The following is a 16,180-nucleotide window of genomic DNA, read 5'->3' on the forward strand; positions in this document are numbered from 1 at the left end:
AACGGCTTGAAGTTCAATCCTCACGGAACGGACTTGACATGGGAAACGAGTACCGTATCAATTTCGAGAGCAATCTCGCAGGATATAAGGAGGAAACACATTTTGAAAAACCGTCGATTATTCACATCAGAGTCAGTAACAGAAGGACATCCGGATAAAATCTGTGACCAGATTTCCGATTCTATTTTGGATGCCATTTTAGCAGAGGATCCAAATGCACGGGTTGCGTGCGAAACAACCGTAACAACAGGGCTTGTACTTGTTGCCGGGGAAATTACAACATCTACGTATGTTGATATCCCGAAAGTTGTGCGTGAAACAGTTCGTGAAATTGGCTATACACGCGCTAAGTACGGTTTTGACTCAGAGACAAGTGCAGTTTTGACAGCAATTGATGAGCAATCACCGGATATCGCCGCTGGAGTGAACGTAGCGCTTGAATCTCGTGAAGGCCAAATGACTGATAAAGAACTAGACGACATCGGAGCAGGAGACCAAGGTCTGATGTTCGGATTCGCTTGCAACGAAACAGAAGAGTTAATGCCGCTTCCAATCTCGCTTGCCCATAAATTGGCGCGCCGATTGGCTGAAGTACGCAAAGAAGAAATTCTTCCATATTTGCGTCCAGACGGCAAAACACAAGTAACAATCGAATATGATGAAAACAATAAACCGCTTCGCGTGGACACAATCGTTATTTCCACTCAGCACCATCCGGAAGTAACGCTTGAGCAAATCCAGCGCAATATTAAAGAATACGTCATCAATGAAGTGGTTCCGCAAAACTTGATCGATGATGAAACAAAATACTTCATCAACCCGACTGGCCGTTTTGTAATCGGCGGGCCACAAGGAGATGCGGGACTGACAGGACGCAAAATCATCGTTGACACTTACGGCGGATACGCTCGCCACGGCGGCGGTGCTTTCTCCGGCAAAGACGCAACGAAAGTTGACCGTTCTGCCGCTTATGCAGCCCGTTATGTAGCGAAAAACATCGTAGCAGCAGGACTTGCTGACCGTTGCGAAGTCCAATTGGCTTATGCAATCGGCGTGGCTCATCCGGTATCGATCGCATTTGATACGTTCGGAACAGGCAAAGTGGATGAAGAAACATTGGACGATCTAGTCCGTGCGAACTTTGACTTGCGCCCGGCTGGAATCATCAAAATGCTTGACCTTCGCCGCCCGATCTACAAACAAACGGCAGCTTACGGACATTTCGGCCGTACAGATATCGATCTTCCATGGGAACGTACAGATAAAGTGGAAGTATTAAGAGAGCAATCTGGCATTTTTAAACAAGCGTAATAAATAACAAAAAGACGACCGGCAAAATTATGCCGGCCGTCTTTTTTTCTGCTTCTTGCGCAGATTCGCCCCTTGAGAGGCGTTGGCCGTTAGCTTCGATCAAAGCTGCCGGCTCTTTTTTTATTCACTTTTTTGAAGCGATTTATAATACGCGCCTTTTTCTGCATATTCACGGACAATGCGTTCCATGTCCTGTTTGTCTTCATCCCGCAGTTCGCGGACCACTTTTGCTGGCCGGCCGACAGCAAGCATGCCGGGTGGAATCACTTTGCCGGGCGGCACGAGGCTGCCGGCGCCGATAAATGCGCCTTCGCCGACTTCGGCTCCGTCCATGATGATGGAGCCCATACCCACCAAAGCGCCTTTTCGAATGACGCAGCTGTGGAGCGTCACTTGGTGCCCGATGGTGACCTGATCCTCAAGAAACAAGGTTTTGCCCGGGCTTTGATGCAGCATGCACAAGTCCTGGATGTTGGTTTTATTGCCGATAATGGTTGGTGCGACGTCTCCGCGGATGACGGTATTAAACCAGACGGACGAATCTTCTCCGATGGTCACGTCTCCGGTGACGATGGCGTGGTCTGCAATAAAAACAGAAGGGTGGATGGATGGATATTTGCCGTTAAATGGATAAATCATGGAAAACCTCCGTTAAAAAAGTTAAGATATCTTTAATCCTATCAAATTCGTTGCAAAGGTCAAATGCAAGGACAGGAAAGTACATAACGTAAGATTTGAATCAGTGGGTTTTCTTCCTACTGATTCCACATGAAGGCAATTGGCCTTATAAAAATGGCTCCCGGCCACTTAGAGAAAACAGGATGTATGAAAGCAAAGCAAAAGGAGATGACCGAAATGTGGAAATGGGAAGCAAAAGGGCAGGCAAAAGCGGTAATTGTCATCATACATAGCGCGTATGAAAATCATCTTCGCTACGCCTGGCAAATTGAACAATGGCGCACGGCAGATTTTCATGTCATCATGGGAGATTTACCCGGGCATGGCAAGGGCATGGAAATTGGCCAGCCGCATGCAGTGGCATTTAAAGAATATGAAAAATCGCTTAAATATTCCATACGGGCAGCGCTGGAACATGGTTTGCCGGTATTTATTGCAGGCCATGGATTAGGGGCGACCATCGCGATGAATTTTTTAAGCAGATATTCACATCCGATAGCGGGGGCCATTTTAAGTTCACCTTGGCTACGCTTAGTAAAGACCCCGTCAAAATTGCCGGCTGCTTTGTCCGGATTGCATAAACTGGCGCCCGGCGTGAACATTGACCACAATCTTCGCATCGAGGATTTAACCCGCAATCCGGAAGTGATCGAACAGGAAAAAGAGGATCCTTATTACAATACGCATGTCACTGCCGGATGGTATCATGAATTGCAGAATTACATGAAGCAAGCAGCCCTCGGGATCGGCAAATTCCCGGACATTCCACTATTTTTGCATATTGGGGAAGTTGACCAAGTAGCGGATAAAGAAGTGTCCAAACGCTGGATCCGCCAGCAGGATTTAACAGAATTCAGCTATAAAGAGTGGAAGCAATGCCGCCACGATATATTCCAGGAACCGGAGCGGGAGGATGTTTTTGTGTCGTCGCATTTGTTTTTGCAGAATGTTATGCGCTCGCTTGGGTATGTCGTGACGTAAAGAAGGGAAGTACAAAATGGCACATTTAAAATACAGTATTTTAGACCAGTCGCCTATTTCAGAAGGAAGCAACCCGCAGGAAGCATTGAAACAGACGGCTACTCTTGCACAAAAGGCGGAAGAATGGAGCTATACCCGTTTTTGGGTGTCGGAACACCACGATGCCGCGACGCTTGCCGGATCGTCTCCGGAAGTGTTGATTGCCCATCTCGGCGCCGTCACGAAGAAGATCCGCCTCGGGTCCGGCGGCGTGATGCTGCCGCATTATTCAGCGTTTAAAGTTGCAGAGAATTTTAAACTGCTTGAAGCGCTGTATCCGGAACGCATTGACGTAGGCGTGGGCCGGGCGCCGGGCGGCATGCCGCGCGCCAGTTATGCGCTGAACGAGGGCAAAAAACGCGATGTCGGCCGTTTTCCGGAACAAATCGATGAACTGCAGATGTATTTGACGGATGCCATCCCTGAAGACCATAAGTATTACGGCATGAAGGCAACGCCGGTGACGCCATCTGCGCCGCCGGTCTGGATGCTCGGCTCCGGACAGAGTTCAGCGGAGTTGGCTGCCGAGAAAGGGCTGCCGTATATGTTCGCGCAGTTTATTAACGGAGAAGGCGGACAAAGTTTTGCCCGGACCTATCGGGACCGTTTTATCTCTCATAGTGGAAGCGAAGCATATCAGGGCGTTGCGATATTTGTCGTCTGCCAGGAAACGGAAGAGCAGGCAGAACGGGTGGCTTCTTCAATGGATTTGGCATTGGCAATGGGAGCTCAAGGCATGCCGTCAAAAGGCACGCCGCCGCCTGAGCGGGCGATAGATTACCCGTACAGCAAATTTGAGCGCCTGCTCGTGGAAGAAAACCGCAAACGCATGATTGTCGGGACGCCTGGACAGGTAGTGGATGGACTTGAAAAGCTGGCGGCTAGCTACGCCGCCGATGAAGTGATGCTTGTTTCGATCGCTTTTAATTTTGAAGATAAGCTCACGACGTACCGCTTGATTGCGGAAGAAATGCAAAAACGCGAAAACAGAAAATAATAGCGGAAACTGACTCAGCTCTGCTTACCAAACCTGGATGGCTTCAAATGAAGAACATCCGGGTTTTTCATTTTTCTTGATTCGCATTATAATAGAAGGAAAATTCCGACTAATGAAACGAAAAAGCGGGAGGGCTCGGAATGCCGGGAAAACATCAAATCCTTTGTTTTGCATTTTGTGCGCTTCTTTTGATGGTTTCTGGCTGTTCGTCGGTGCCGGCAGAGAAAGGGACAGAAGATGCTGCCTTCAAACGATGGCATTATCAATTGCAAAATGCCGATCCAGTTCAACTGGCAGCGGGCGGTTACAGCGTTGCTGTTATCGATCCTACAGCTGACGGCAGCGAAGAAACACGCTACGCACAAGAGCATTTGGAGCAAATGAAAGCCAACGGTACAACCGTCTTGGCCTATTTCAGCATCGGCGAAGCGAGTTCGTATTTAGACTACTGGAACCCTAACTGGGGAACAGAAAGGGACGGTGTACTCCAAGTTGCAGAGGAGGCGCCGGAATGGCTTGGCCGAACGCCGAATCCCGATTGGCCGGAAAGCGTAAAAGTGCGCTACTGGCAAGAAGCGTGGTGGGATATTTTAGAGCCGGAATTGAAAAAAATTAAAAAAGCGGGATTTGACGGTGTATATTTGGACATTGTCGATGCGTATTACTACTAGGCAAATGATGCAACGCATGTTCAGGAGTCACGCCTGGTTTCAGACCCGCAAAGTGAAGGGGAAGCTGCAGAACGGATGATGTTTTTGGTAGAGCGAATTTCGGGCTATATGAAAAAGGATTCTCCTGATTTTCTGGTCTATCCGCAAAATGCGGAAAGCATCTTCGACTACGACGACGGTTCGTATTTAGCTGCTATTGATGGCATGGGAACGGAAGATCTGTGGTATGACGAAACGGAAAAAAGCAGCGATTTAGACGAGCGCTTGCCTTATCTGAAAAAGGTCCGTGATGCGGGGAAGAATGTCCTTTCCGTGGATTACGTTGCTGCGGAATTACCCACTCCGGAAGACCAGAAGCGAATCAAAGATTACATGCAGCGCTGTACCGATGAAGGTTTTTTCTGCTTTTCGGCTATGAACGACCGGGAATTAGATGATTGGATTCCGCAGCAGTGACGGGGGCTGTCTCTAAGCAAAACGATTTCGCAAAGGAGGAAAAAGGATGACAAATTTTATTCAAATCAAAGATGCGGCTGAAAATAATTTAAAAAACATCTCCGTAAATATTCCAAAGAACAAATTCGTCGTCATCACCGGTCCTTCCGGTTCCGGCAAATCGACTTTGGCAGTGGATATTCTTCAGCGGGAAAGCCAGCGCCAGTATTTTGAGATGAATGGCATGACAACGAATTTCATCAACAAGCCGAAAGTGGGGTCAATTTCGGGATTATCCCCATCCATCGGTGTCAGTCAGCATATGACGACTAACCGCAATCCACGTTCAACGGTCGGAACCGTGACGGACATGTATACGTATTTGCGGGTGATTTACGAAAAGTTGGGGGAGCGGGAATGCCCGAACTGCCATAAACGTGTGAAAAAACCGGCAGACTTGGACGAGGAAAGCCTGATGATGCCTTGTTCCAATTGCGGCTATGAAATGAAAAACCTGAACAAAGCCCATTTTTCGTTCAATACGGTGGAAGGGGCTTGTGAGACGTGTTTGGGGCTCGGGAAAACCTTGAGCATCCGCACCGAACTGATATTTGACCAAGAACTGAGCTTGAACGGCGGGGCAGTTAAAACCTGGTATAAAAACATAATCGATTATTATGGGCTTGTGCTGAAAGCGGCTGCCAAACATTACGGGTTTGAATTTGATATGGATTTGCCGCTGAAAAACTACAGCCCCGAACAGCGGGATCTGCTGTATTACGGCATAGAAAGCGAGCAGTTCAAGCAGCATTTCCCGGACACGCCGCCTCCAAAAACGACCAATAAAGGGAAGTTCGAAGGGGTTGTGACGGCCATGTGGAGAAGGTACCAGGAACGCGAAGGCGTCTCCAATGAGGCGATGTACTTTTATCATCAAACCTGTCCGGAATGCCGCGGCGAAAAACTGAAAAAAGAAAGCCGGCAAGTGATTGTAGCGGGTCTGCCCATTTCCGAAGTTTCCAAAAAGCCGCTTGACCAGATGCTGGGATGGGTGCAGGAAATCGCAAAAGAATTGGAAGACCGGGAAAACTCCATTGCACGGTCGCTTGTTTTTGAACTGAAAGTGAAAATAGAGCGCATCGTCAGCATCGGGCTTGGTTATTTGTCGATGGAGCGGCAGTCAGTCACGTTGTCAGGCGGAGAATCGCAGCGCCTCCGCCTGGCGACCATACTCGGTTCGGCTTTGTCCGGCGTTCTCTACATTTTGGATGAGCCGACAATCGGCCTTCATCCAAAAGATACAGCTGGGCTCGTAGCTGTTCTAAAGCAATTGAGGGATCTCGACAATACGGTGTTGGTGATCGAGCACGATGTCGATGTCATGGAACAGGCCGACTGGATTATCGACATTGGGCCGGGAGCCGGCATGCGCGGCGGGGAAATTGTCGGGCAAGGGACGCTCGAATCGCTGAAGACACAGGACCAGTCGGTGACTGGAAACTATTTAAAAGAAATGTATGTGCCAAGGCCAAAGAGAAGAGCGGGCAACGGACAAAAAATCACCGTCCATAACGCGGTCAAAAACAATTTAAAGGATGTTACAGTGGCATTTCCGCTCGGCTGTTTTATTGCTGTAACGGGTGTATCAGGTTCCGGGAAATCCTCTTTGCTGTTTGATGTAGTGGCAGCGAGTGCAGAAGAAGACCGTATAAGAGAAGGCTATAGCCATATTGAAGGGCTGGAAACAGTAGAGCGTATGGTGACCGTCGACCAGTCGGCACTAAGCCGGATGCAGCGGTCCAATATCGCGACCTATACAGAAGTTTATACCTTGTTCCGGACGCTTTTTGCCAAATTGCCGGAATCGGTGGAACGCGGACTTACAGCCAAACATTTCTCATTCAATACCGAAGGCGGGCGCTGCGAACATTGCCAGGGGATGGGCTTTGTGCTGGTGAATATGCATTTTCTTCCGGACCTTGAAGTGGTCTGCCCGGTCTGCAGCGGCAAACGTTTTAAAGAAGAAGTGCTGGAAGTCTCGTACAAAGGGCATTCTATCTCCAGTCTTCTGGACCTGAGCATTGAAGAAAGCATGGAGCTGTTTACAGAAAACAAAAAAGTCCAAATGACAATCAACTTATTGCTTGAAGTCGGCTTAGGCTATTTGAAATGGGGCCAGACCCTGACCACTTTATCTGGCGGCGAAGCCCAGCGGCTGAAACTTGCCAAGGAATTGAACAAACCGGCAAAAGGACAGACTCTGTACATTCTGGATGAACCGTCAACCGGCCTCCATCCGAATGACGTCAAACAGCTGCTCCTCCTGCTCAATAAATTGGTGGAAGCAGGCAATACGGTCATCATAGTCGAACACAATACTGAGATGATTCAGGAAACTGATTGGATTGTCGACTTAGGGCCTGAAGGCGGTGAAGCAGGCGGTTACATTGTGGCGGAAGGGACGCCGGAACAAGTGGCTAAAAATCCTGCCTCTTACACGGGTGGATTCTTGAAAGTATGAAGAACAAAGTGAATTAACCAAAAGGCGTCTAAGGGGGAAGCAGTAGTGGACATTAAATTGGACGATTTGTCAGGAAAAGAAATAGCGGAATTGGTGGAGGAACATATACAGAATATGCTCCAAATTTCTCCTCCTGAAAGCAAGCACGCACTCGGCGTGGAAGCTTTGCGCACTCCGGAAATAACTGTCTGGAGTGCCTGGGAAGAAAGCGAACTATTAGGTTGCGGAGCATTGAAAGAACTTGACCCGCGGCATGGGGAAATCAAGTCGATGAGAACTTCTTCCAACCATTTGCGGAAAGGCGTTGCCCGGAAAATACTCGAACACATCATGGATGAAGCGAAGGAACGCGGCTACCGGCGGCTGAGTTTAGAAACGGGTTCGGCTGCTCCTTTTGAACCGGCGAGAACACTATACGAGCGGTTCGGTTTTGTGGTGTGTGAACCTTTTGCCGATTATAAGGAAGATCCGAACAGTGTATTTATGGCGAAGGAATTGTGAAGCGGTAAAAAGAGGTTCTTTTAAGCATGAGCAAGTTGATGTTGAATAAATGATTGCTGTAATAAAGGAAGACCCAATTCCCGTTCGTAAAAGAATATAAAAATGGCGAACGTTCGTAAAGTGTTTTGGCACATTTACGAACGTTTATTTTTGCTATATTCTACTGTTTTTGAAGCGTTCGTAAACGTGTACTTTTACGAACGCTTTTATTTCCAGAATTATCTAGCTATTAATTTGAGTTCTAAGTATATTAAATATAAGAATTTTATTCCATGATTTGAAAAATGAAAAGAAACTACAAGGTTTGAAGGGAAGTTTTAGAACAACGACGTGGATTTGAAAATAAGTAGTATGCGGTTCAGCTGTATTCAATAGTCTTAATAAATTTGGAAGAGGGATTTTATGATGAATTGGAAAAGCTTTATAGAAAATGTATCAAGCGATTATCACACTACTCATCCCGCCACTAATAAGGATATAAGCTTAATCAAGGAAAAATTGAATGTCGAATTGCCGAGAGAGTTAGAAGACTTACTGAGTGAAACAGATGGAGTGTATGATCAATTCGATTGCCATTTACTCTGGTCAATCAATAAAATTGTTGAAGAAAACCTCTATTATAGAGGATGGGAAGATTTTAAAGACCTTTATATGCCGTTTGATCATCTCCTTTTTTTTTCAGATGCTGGAAACGGGGATTTATTTGGTTATGCCATTTTGAACGGACAAATCCAAAGAGAAGACATCTATGTCTGGAATCATGAAGATGACAGTCGAACTTGGATTGCTTCCTCTTTGAAAGAGTTTATAGAGGGATGGATTACTGGGGAAATTTCTGTTTAAAAAGCTTTAAGGTTAGATGAAAAAAAGAGCCAGGAACGGAAAGAATAGTTTTTAGTCAGCGTTCAGCAGCTGCAAACCGAGCTAGACGAATTGAAAAAAGCGCCGGTAAATTCCAAGCAGAAATTTTGGCGCAAAGACTAGGATTTGAATGTAACTTATGTGCAGTTAAGTTACATTCGTTTTTTAATATACTGACTTTTCTTGAAATAAGGTAAGATAGATTTAAAGGAAATAAGTTCCAAGTCAGAGGAGGAAAAGAATCGTGAAAAAATCACTGGTAATTGTACTCATTTTTACTTTGCTGTCAGCGTGTAATTTAATTGAGTCTTCACCTAGTATCGAAAAACTAAATAAGGCGCCAGAAAATGTGCAAGAACTATTAGATCCGGCTGTGCCTCTTCAATCGGTAAATAAGAATGGAGAAATGACTTATCTTATTTATGAATCAAAGGATGAGGTAACGGCTTCTCTTGAAAAACAAGGAGACAAGTTAAACATAAAACTAAAAGCTGTACCTAAAGATGGCGACAATGTTGAACAGCATGTATTCAAATTGAAGATCGACAAGGAGACGGAAATGATAGACGTACTCATAAACGGAAAATCCACTCCGATGGGTGTAATTACGGGTTCATAAAACCTTGGTTCTAAAAAAGTTGAATGTAACTTAATGTGAATTAAGTTACATTCAAGTAAAAGTGATTGATTTACTTGTTAGGAAGTGAGAGGTACAAAGCAGCTCTTGTACCTGAAATTTCTTGTTTCTATTGATTGTTAGTGCCTTGAAATTTAAGTAGGAAAGTCTAATAAGCAGTTACAAGAATGGAGAGAATTATATGGAAGTATGGCTACCTTGGCTTGCGACTGTTTTGTTCGGATACTTTGCAATTACCAGCTTATATGCTGGCGTAAAACCTTACAAAAAAGATGAGGAAAGAGGATTTGATGATCCTTATACCTACGGCACTGACAATTTTGCAATCATTGGATTATTTTTTATTTTCGTTTTATGGGTAAGTGAAAAACTATTTCCCCCAAGGTTCCAGTTAATAGTTTTTCGGATGGTGGCTCTTTTAACTTCCTTACTTATGATCGGATTGATTTATTTATTTTGGCACTTTTTTTAATTAGATTAATGAAATAGCTAAACAATTTAGGTATAAGGAATGTGAATGTAACTTAATACCAAGTAAGTTACATTCAAACCTTTGATTTCACTGTACTGAAAAACCTGTTAATTTAATAGCTCGTAAATTGTTTTTGCTGAACTTTGTGAAAGGGTGTAGATGAAATTCGTATCATCTAGATTCATTATCGTTCCCTGTTCTTTACTGATCCAGAGATAATATGATTCTTCACCGAATTCAACTTTATAGTCAGGATCAACCATATCAACTATTCCTGGCTCTTTTTTAGCTTTTTTGAACGCTTTTACTAAATGGCTAACATCATCAGAGTCTGTGTATGAAGTTAATGAATCCTTTTTGATAACCGAAAAGCTTTCCATTTCGTAAACATCTACTTTTTCGGTATTTTCTGAAGAACACCCACCAACAAAAGACAAAGTAAAAACCACGAATATAAATAACAAAGACCATTTTTTCAACGGAATCCCCCCTTATGATTGATTAGACATTTCTAAGCAATTAAAGTTACTTAATTTATTTTCAGTTATTAATCTAACTTTTAAAATTATTTTTTTATTGATTTTGAATGTAACATAATAGTAATTAAGTTACATTCAGAATCCCAACTACAAAGGACTTTGAAGAGCAACGAGATAGAGGGGATTTGCTAGAAAAAATGATACATTCAATAGGCTGTTCCGTAAGGCTTAAAAGGGAAGAATTTCAAAAAGATCTAGGTTTACATATCATGGGGTTATCGGTAGTAGCTGTAATTTCAATAGCAAAACACAACGAGGAAGATGGATGCTGATTAGCGTCCGACTTCCTCTTTTATCTGTATAAGTATACTTTTCCGAACGCCAGTATTTCTTTGACAATAATATTCTAATTATAAAATAAGAGACTGTATAATTAAGGGAACAGTCGGGCAAAGTTGAGAAAATTGGTTGGTCATTAAAAGGAGCTTATAAAATGAATATATTAAAACGTATCAAGATTAGCAAAAAAGAAAAGTTGTCCTTGTGGAAGTGGTGAAGTCTTTATAAACTGTTGCCGTAATAAAGAATTTAATCCACCCATCGAAACTAAGAAACCACCTGAAGTATTGATTGGGGAAATGATGAGAAAATCAATGAAAAAGTTCTGTATGCATCCGGATCAACAAAATTGTAAAGGAATCATTAAAGGAGCTCATGCTTTGCAAAATAATAAAATTATTTCTTTATTAGCAGGTGATGAAAGGCATGTATATTTGATGGACACTAAAAGAAGTCCTTTAATAGTTCCGCTTGCCAACGGAGAACAAGAACTTATTATCGAAATGAGCAGAACAAGTGCAAATGCTGCAACAACTGAAACTTGCTTTTGTGATTTACATGATAATATTGCTTTTGCAGCAATTGAAAAGGGAGCACCTGATTTTGATGAAACTAGTGAGATAATGAAATTTGTATATGCTTATAAGGCTTTTATCTTTGAATATTATAAGGTTTGGATGTCAATGGATATTTTCAGAACTCAATTCGGAAAGTATCCAACAGTATTTAGTAAATCTGATATGGTTTCCAGATACAGAAATTTACAATTGAATATGAAAGAGTTTGATTCTATAAAAGAACATTTCGATAAGAAAATTCTTGCTGGAGAACATACTGGTGTAACATCCTGTATTATTAAAATACCAGAGCAAATTAATTTCTCGAACTATGCATACATTGCACCTGATTATGATTTGAATGGAAAGAAAATAAAAAACAAGGTTAAAGGTTTCATCCATCGCTTTGCTGTTACTGCAATTCCAGAGAAAGGGCATTCCTACATCCTATTAAATTGCTTAGACAGTGAAAAAGAAATTTACTTAGACTTATTTAATCAATTACAAAGTTCACCCGTAGATAAAGTGAAGTTTTATATGTCTCTTATATTGCCGTTATACTCTGAAAACATGGTATTAAGCCCAAGATTATGGAAAAATTGGGACGAAGAAACACAAATGGCGTACACCTTCTATGCAAATTTGACGGAGAAAGATTTTATTTTATATAACAAAATGAATGGAATGATACTACGTAATTCAGCTAAATTGCCAGGATTTCGCTACGGGGAAAGAAATAAAATAAATTTATTCAAGCCACTAAATTAAAATTGGATTGCGAACATAACATGAATTTATAGGAAGTTACAGAAATTGAAATAGCAGAATACAAAGGGGGAAAGCAGTGCTAGTTAGCAAGGCTTTTCCCCTTTTGCCTATTTAATTGTACTTTTTTCAACGTTTTGGTTTTTCATTTCGTCTTTTATAATAAAATAAAAGCCCTCAATGAAAAATGAGGGCTTAAGTATATAGAAATATGCAATTTTAAATACTAGAGAATCTCTTTCCTTGTATTACCATTATAGCACATAGAATTTTGAATTATAAGTCTTTAAATATCCAAACTTCTTCCATATCATGAAGAGAAGCACAAGGAGGAGATTGGATGGCGTATGTTTATCACATGGTACCTAAGAAAATGATGGGGAATCGACTCATTCCATTAAATCAATTGAAAAGTATAAATGAAGAACTTTATGAGGAGTACAAACAGAAGTATTTTAATCATCCGGATAGGCCTAAGCTTTTAGAAAGATCCGTGCCGAAATTAGACTGTTTATGGAACGATGTCCTTCATTTCTTGCCTTTGCATCCCTATCATATCTATCAAGGTTTGCAGTCATTAGGAATACCGGTGAAGAGCGATGTCCTTTTCTTCCAGATTCCTGTAGAACAGCTGAAGGAAAACCCAAATGCGCTTTATCATTACCCTAAAGAAAGCTACGGGGGTCCAGCAGCCCCCATCCAATTCGAGAATATTGAATTGATTGATATACGAAAGTACAAAATGCTCGAAACACTGCCTGAAGCTGCATTAGCTTATTATAAGGAAGAAAATGAGCAAGGGAGAGGGTTTGGCATGTTTGCCTATATTCCTCATTTGTTGAGTCTAGGGGAAGTCGATGTGGCAAAAGTCGATATTATTAACTGGAGCAGTCCTATTAATTCAACATCTTTAAAATCATAAAGAATGAATTTATGGAGGGGTAGTTAGTGAAAGTATATTCGTTCGATAAAGAAAATGGGAAACGGATCACGGCTTTTGACTCAAATTTTATTCTGACGCGAATTGCAAAGACAGAAACTGCCACTCATACAGGAGTTGTCTTTCTTGAACCTGGAGAGATCATCGGATTTCATGAAGCCGTGGTTCCCCAAATTCTGCTGGTGATAGAAGGGGAAGGATGGGTGAGAAGTGATACGCAAGAAAAACAACGGATCAAGAAAGGGGAAGCCGTTAGTTGGGCGAAAGGTGAAGGTCATGAAACGACGACCGAAAAGGGGTTAACAGCATTGATAATTGAAGCTGAAGAATTACTGCCGTTTGATTGTAGTAGTCCCCCAAAAACCTAGACTTAAGCTGTATCTTTATAAATTCTGGTTTACATATGAGGGATTATGAGAAGTTACTGATATATCAAGGGGAAAGAGGGGGAATAGCATGTTTGTAGCTGATAAGATAGGTGCTCCGCCAGAATTGGTAGCAATGTCTGCTTATTACGACCAAGTGATAGGTAGCCCGATAACTTTTTTAGAAGCATTAAGATTGTTCTCGCAAAATAAAGGTTACTCAATTGACTACCATACCGTTGAGCTTTCTCTGGAGATGCATCCTTTAGAGGATGATTACTTTCCAGACGGTGTGAGATTTTCAGTAGATGTTCCTCATGCCTATGAAGCAGAAGTAATTGTTAGCTACAAGATTTTTTATTACTATCTCTCAAAAGTATGCATCCTTTATCTTGAGATGCACCCTCGGGATTCGCAGGAAGTGAAAAAATTATTGAGCGTCATTCATTCCAATTTAAATCTTAATTAAGCATAAAAAATTATAATAGCTCAAAGGACGAGGAGGAACTTGCAATAAGTTTCCTCTTTTTTTGTCCAGGAAAGCGTACTTTTACGAACGGTTTTAAGTGCAAAATTCTGTCCTAAATACTTGATGAATTTAACCGAATGCAAAATAGTACCCCCGTAAGGGAGCCGTTAAAAAGTGGCAACCTTTCGGGAGTACTTCATCTTATCTTTTCGATATCTCTTTATAAAATAAATGCCTTGTTATACGAAATAGTATAGACAACAAGCCTGTCATTTTACTGGCTTCTTAAAGTAATGGTTTCAGTTTTTCCGAGCCAGGTAATGGTTGCTTCGAGTTCCTCGTTTTCCATTACCTTTGCTCCGTTACTTTCCTTGCTTCCAGTTACCCTCTGATTTTCATTCAAACTTACATTTGTTCCATTACTGCCTCCGCTTATGCTTTCAATTAAATAGTCGATGCTTTCAGGAGGTTCTTCATCACCAATATAGGTGATGGTGAAAACTTCCTTTTCCCAACCCTCCTTGGGATAAGTGATGACGTACTCAATCGTCCAATTTTCTTCGGATCCAGCAAATACTATTTTTTCAGTGCCCGAACTACCAGTAGCGATATTCTCGAACATCACTGAATTTGTGGCAAAAAGTACACAAAAAGTAAGGACAGCTGCGACTGCTAAACCAGATAAGATAGTGGGAACAAGGTGTTTTCGTTTACGAGCGGCTTTCTTTTGTATTTTCACGAGAAGCTCTCTCTCTGCCGTTTTAGATAGTTCTACATTTTTCATTTCCTGAAAAAGAGGGTCAAATTCTTTTGATGGGCTCATTTAAAAAACCGTCCTTTCGGTTGTACTCCTGTTTCAAAGCCTCAAAGGCTCTAGACATCTTCGCCTTGACTTTTGCTTCTGTCCACCCCAATATATAGGCGGTTTCTTTGATGGAGCATTCGTTTACTTGGCGAAGAATCAGGACATCCCGGTAATCCTTCTTTAAATGATCAAAAGCTTGATACAGTTTGGAAAGTTCTTCGTTTTGCAGGATAGAAGATTCCGGACTCAAAGAAGACGTATCTACATCATTTTCAGACTCCCACTTCAAAAAACGAATCAACCCTTTACGACGGAAATAGTCATATGTAATATTGCGGGCAATCTTTAAAAGCCAGGTTAATTCGGAAGACTGGTGCTGAAATTTATGAATGCTTTTAAGGGCTTTGCAAAAGGTATCCTGAGTAAGATCCTCTGCGGTCTCTCTGTTTTTAACCAGCCAGTATATATAGCGATAAATCGCTTGATTGTGCTCAAAAAATAGTTTTTCCACTTCTTCGTCCATGGTTCTTCCCCCCCCCTTACTCATCTAGACGAATGAAAGTGGAAAAAGTATCGCTTTATTCTGTATTTTTTTAGGAAATAAAGCGATTTTTTCTTTTATAATTCTCTAAATATGATTGTATGAAGAAAATTGGTTTACATATCAGCAGTTATCGGAAGGGAAGAAGCAAAAAAAGCTTTTTCTTTGTGTTTGTGTAAGTGTACTTTTACGAATAGTTTTATTTCCAAATATCTCTGGATGTCTTAGTTACCACTCCGTATAGTTCAAGAGAATCGTTTACTAAGAGAACCAGGCAAAGGAGAATTGGCGATGAAGGATGACAGACGTAACAGAATAGATGAATTAAAAGTGGTTCAAAGACAAAAACAATTTATACAGATGCTTGAATCAAAAAATTACCCGCCACCCCAACTTCTAGTCTCTAATGCGGATGAAAAAATATGGAATAAAATAAACCAGGGGAGAGTAATAGGAAGAATTGAAGAAGTTAGCATAGAATCCCTTCGAAAACAGATTGGACAAATTTTCTCTGCCAGCGAGAAATTAGGGACAGTGCTTTACTTTAGTACAGACAGTTTTCTCGTTCAGTTTAATAAAAGTGAATTGATTCGGCATGTGGATAAGATGGTTGAAGACCTCTCAAAGGATGCACTCTTGCATTGGTTCGTATGTTCAATCGACTTGAACCAAATACTTTTGTTAGAGGAAAGTGAATACGGCTATTATGAGCTGACTTATTATGAAGAAAATATTTAACTTGGTTTGCATATGAAGGATTATCGTCATTCAATTTTGTCTAATAGCTCTATATAAAACAAGAGGGCAGCCGGCTAA

General features: G+C 42.0%; 19 protein-coding genes. 15 read left to right on the plus strand and 4 right to left on the minus strand.

The genetic code is table 11. The annotated features are described in order from the left end of the window. The first annotated feature begins 102 nt into the window (after positions 1-102). Positions 103-1,311, plus strand: coding sequence for a methionine adenosyltransferase (gene metK / locus BLQ32_RS12460; RefSeq protein WP_074510563.1), 1,209 nt, complete (start codon positions 103-105; stop codon positions 1,309-1,311). A gap of 120 nt (positions 1,312-1,431) precedes the next feature. Here metK and BLQ32_RS12465 read toward each other — a convergent pair whose 3' ends face one another. Then, positions 1,432-1,950, minus strand: a complete 519-nt coding sequence (locus BLQ32_RS12465; protein WP_074510564.1) for a gamma carbonic anhydrase — start codon at positions 1,948-1,950, stop codon at positions 1,432-1,434. Between the two features lie 216 nt (positions 1,951-2,166). On the opposite strand from BLQ32_RS12465, the gene BLQ32_RS12470 reads away from it, so the two are divergent. From BLQ32_RS12470 to BLQ32_RS12510, 9 genes are all read left to right on the plus strand, one after another. Next, positions 2,167-2,970, plus strand: a complete 804-nt coding sequence (locus BLQ32_RS12470) for an alpha/beta fold hydrolase (RefSeq protein WP_074510565.1) — start codon at positions 2,167-2,169, stop codon at positions 2,968-2,970. A 16-nt stretch (positions 2,971-2,986) separates the two neighbouring features. Then, positions 2,987-4,006: an LLM class flavin-dependent oxidoreductase gene (locus BLQ32_RS12475; protein ID WP_074510566.1), complete on the plus strand. Its 1,020-nt coding sequence runs from the start codon at positions 2,987-2,989 to the stop codon at positions 4,004-4,006. Positions 4,007-4,146: 140 nt separating this feature from the next. After that, complete coding sequence (locus BLQ32_RS12480; RefSeq protein WP_074510567.1) at positions 4,147-4,677, plus strand: endo alpha-1,4 polygalactosaminidase; 531 nt, start codon at positions 4,147-4,149, stop codon at positions 4,675-4,677. An 84-nt stretch (positions 4,678-4,761) separates the two neighbouring features. Beyond that, positions 4,762-5,133, plus strand: coding sequence for a hypothetical protein (locus BLQ32_RS12485; RefSeq protein WP_139150544.1), 372 nt, complete (start codon positions 4,762-4,764; stop codon positions 5,131-5,133). A gap of 46 nt (positions 5,134-5,179) precedes the next feature. Continuing rightward, positions 5,180-7,633: an excinuclease ABC subunit UvrA gene (uvrA, locus tag BLQ32_RS12490; protein WP_074510569.1), complete on the plus strand. Its 2,454-nt coding sequence runs from the start codon at positions 5,180-5,182 to the stop codon at positions 7,631-7,633. Between the two features lie 45 nt (positions 7,634-7,678). Then, the gene (locus BLQ32_RS12495) at positions 7,679-8,134 is read left to right on the plus strand and encodes a GNAT family N-acetyltransferase (protein ID WP_074510570.1); all 456 of its coding nucleotides are present in this window, start codon (positions 7,679-7,681) and stop codon (positions 8,132-8,134) included. A 405-nt stretch (positions 8,135-8,539) separates the two neighbouring features. Beyond that, a complete protein-coding gene (locus BLQ32_RS12500) occupies positions 8,540-8,977 on the plus strand; it encodes an SMI1/KNR4 family protein (protein WP_074510659.1) in 438 nt (145 codons plus the stop codon). A 262-nt stretch (positions 8,978-9,239) separates the two neighbouring features. Next, positions 9,240-9,614, plus strand: a complete 375-nt coding sequence (locus BLQ32_RS12505; RefSeq protein WP_074510571.1) for a hypothetical protein — start codon at positions 9,240-9,242, stop codon at positions 9,612-9,614. Between the two features lie 199 nt (positions 9,615-9,813). After that, positions 9,814-10,104: a hypothetical protein gene (locus BLQ32_RS12510; protein ID WP_074510572.1), complete on the plus strand. Its 291-nt coding sequence runs from the start codon at positions 9,814-9,816 to the stop codon at positions 10,102-10,104. Between the two features lie 107 nt (positions 10,105-10,211). Here BLQ32_RS12510 and BLQ32_RS12515 read toward each other — a convergent pair whose 3' ends face one another. Next, positions 10,212-10,583 (minus strand): YhfM domain-containing protein, encoded by a 372-nt coding sequence (locus BLQ32_RS12515; RefSeq protein WP_074510573.1) that lies wholly within the window; start codon positions 10,581-10,583, stop codon positions 10,212-10,214. Between the two features lie 641 nt (positions 10,584-11,224). Here BLQ32_RS12515 and BLQ32_RS12520 point away from each other — a divergent pair. The 4 genes from BLQ32_RS12520 (at position 11,225) to cdiI (ending at position 14,018) form a co-directional block, all read left to right on the plus strand. Beyond that, positions 11,225-12,247: a zinc chelation protein SecC gene (locus BLQ32_RS12520; protein WP_139150545.1), complete on the plus strand. Its 1,023-nt coding sequence runs from the start codon at positions 11,225-11,227 to the stop codon at positions 12,245-12,247. Between the two features lie 337 nt (positions 12,248-12,584). Beyond that, positions 12,585-13,166 (plus strand): group-specific protein, encoded by a 582-nt coding sequence (locus BLQ32_RS12525; RefSeq protein ID WP_074510575.1) that lies wholly within the window; start codon positions 12,585-12,587, stop codon positions 13,164-13,166. 26 nt (positions 13,167-13,192) lie between these two features. After that, entirely contained in the window at positions 13,193-13,552 is a 360-nt protein-coding gene (locus tag BLQ32_RS12530; protein WP_074510576.1) for a cupin domain-containing protein, read from the plus strand. An 88-nt stretch (positions 13,553-13,640) separates the two neighbouring features. Further along, positions 13,641-14,018, plus strand: a complete 378-nt coding sequence (cdiI, locus tag BLQ32_RS12535) for a ribonuclease toxin immunity protein CdiI (protein WP_083335331.1) — start codon at positions 13,641-13,643, stop codon at positions 14,016-14,018. 274 nt (positions 14,019-14,292) lie between these two features. Here cdiI and BLQ32_RS12540 read toward each other — a convergent pair whose 3' ends face one another. After that, entirely contained in the window at positions 14,293-14,841 is a 549-nt protein-coding gene (locus BLQ32_RS12540) for a hypothetical protein (protein WP_074510577.1), read from the minus strand. Then, entirely contained in the window at positions 14,819-15,346 is a 528-nt protein-coding gene (locus BLQ32_RS12545) for an RNA polymerase sigma factor (protein ID WP_074510578.1), read from the minus strand. The genes BLQ32_RS12540 and BLQ32_RS12545 overlap by 23 nt, the downstream gene beginning before the upstream one ends. 309 nt (positions 15,347-15,655) lie before the next feature. Here BLQ32_RS12545 and BLQ32_RS12550 point away from each other — a divergent pair, with 309 nt between their 5' ends. Beyond that, the gene (locus BLQ32_RS12550; protein WP_074510579.1) at positions 15,656-16,102 is read left to right on the plus strand and encodes a hypothetical protein; all 447 of its coding nucleotides are present in this window, start codon (positions 15,656-15,658) and stop codon (positions 16,100-16,102) included. The last annotated feature ends 78 nt before the right edge of the window (positions 16,103-16,180 follow it).

It is taken from the genome of Planococcus glaciei (assembly GCF_900099655.1).
GTDB classification, from domain to species: Bacteria; Bacillota; Bacilli; order Bacillales_A; family Planococcaceae; genus Planococcus; species Planococcus glaciei.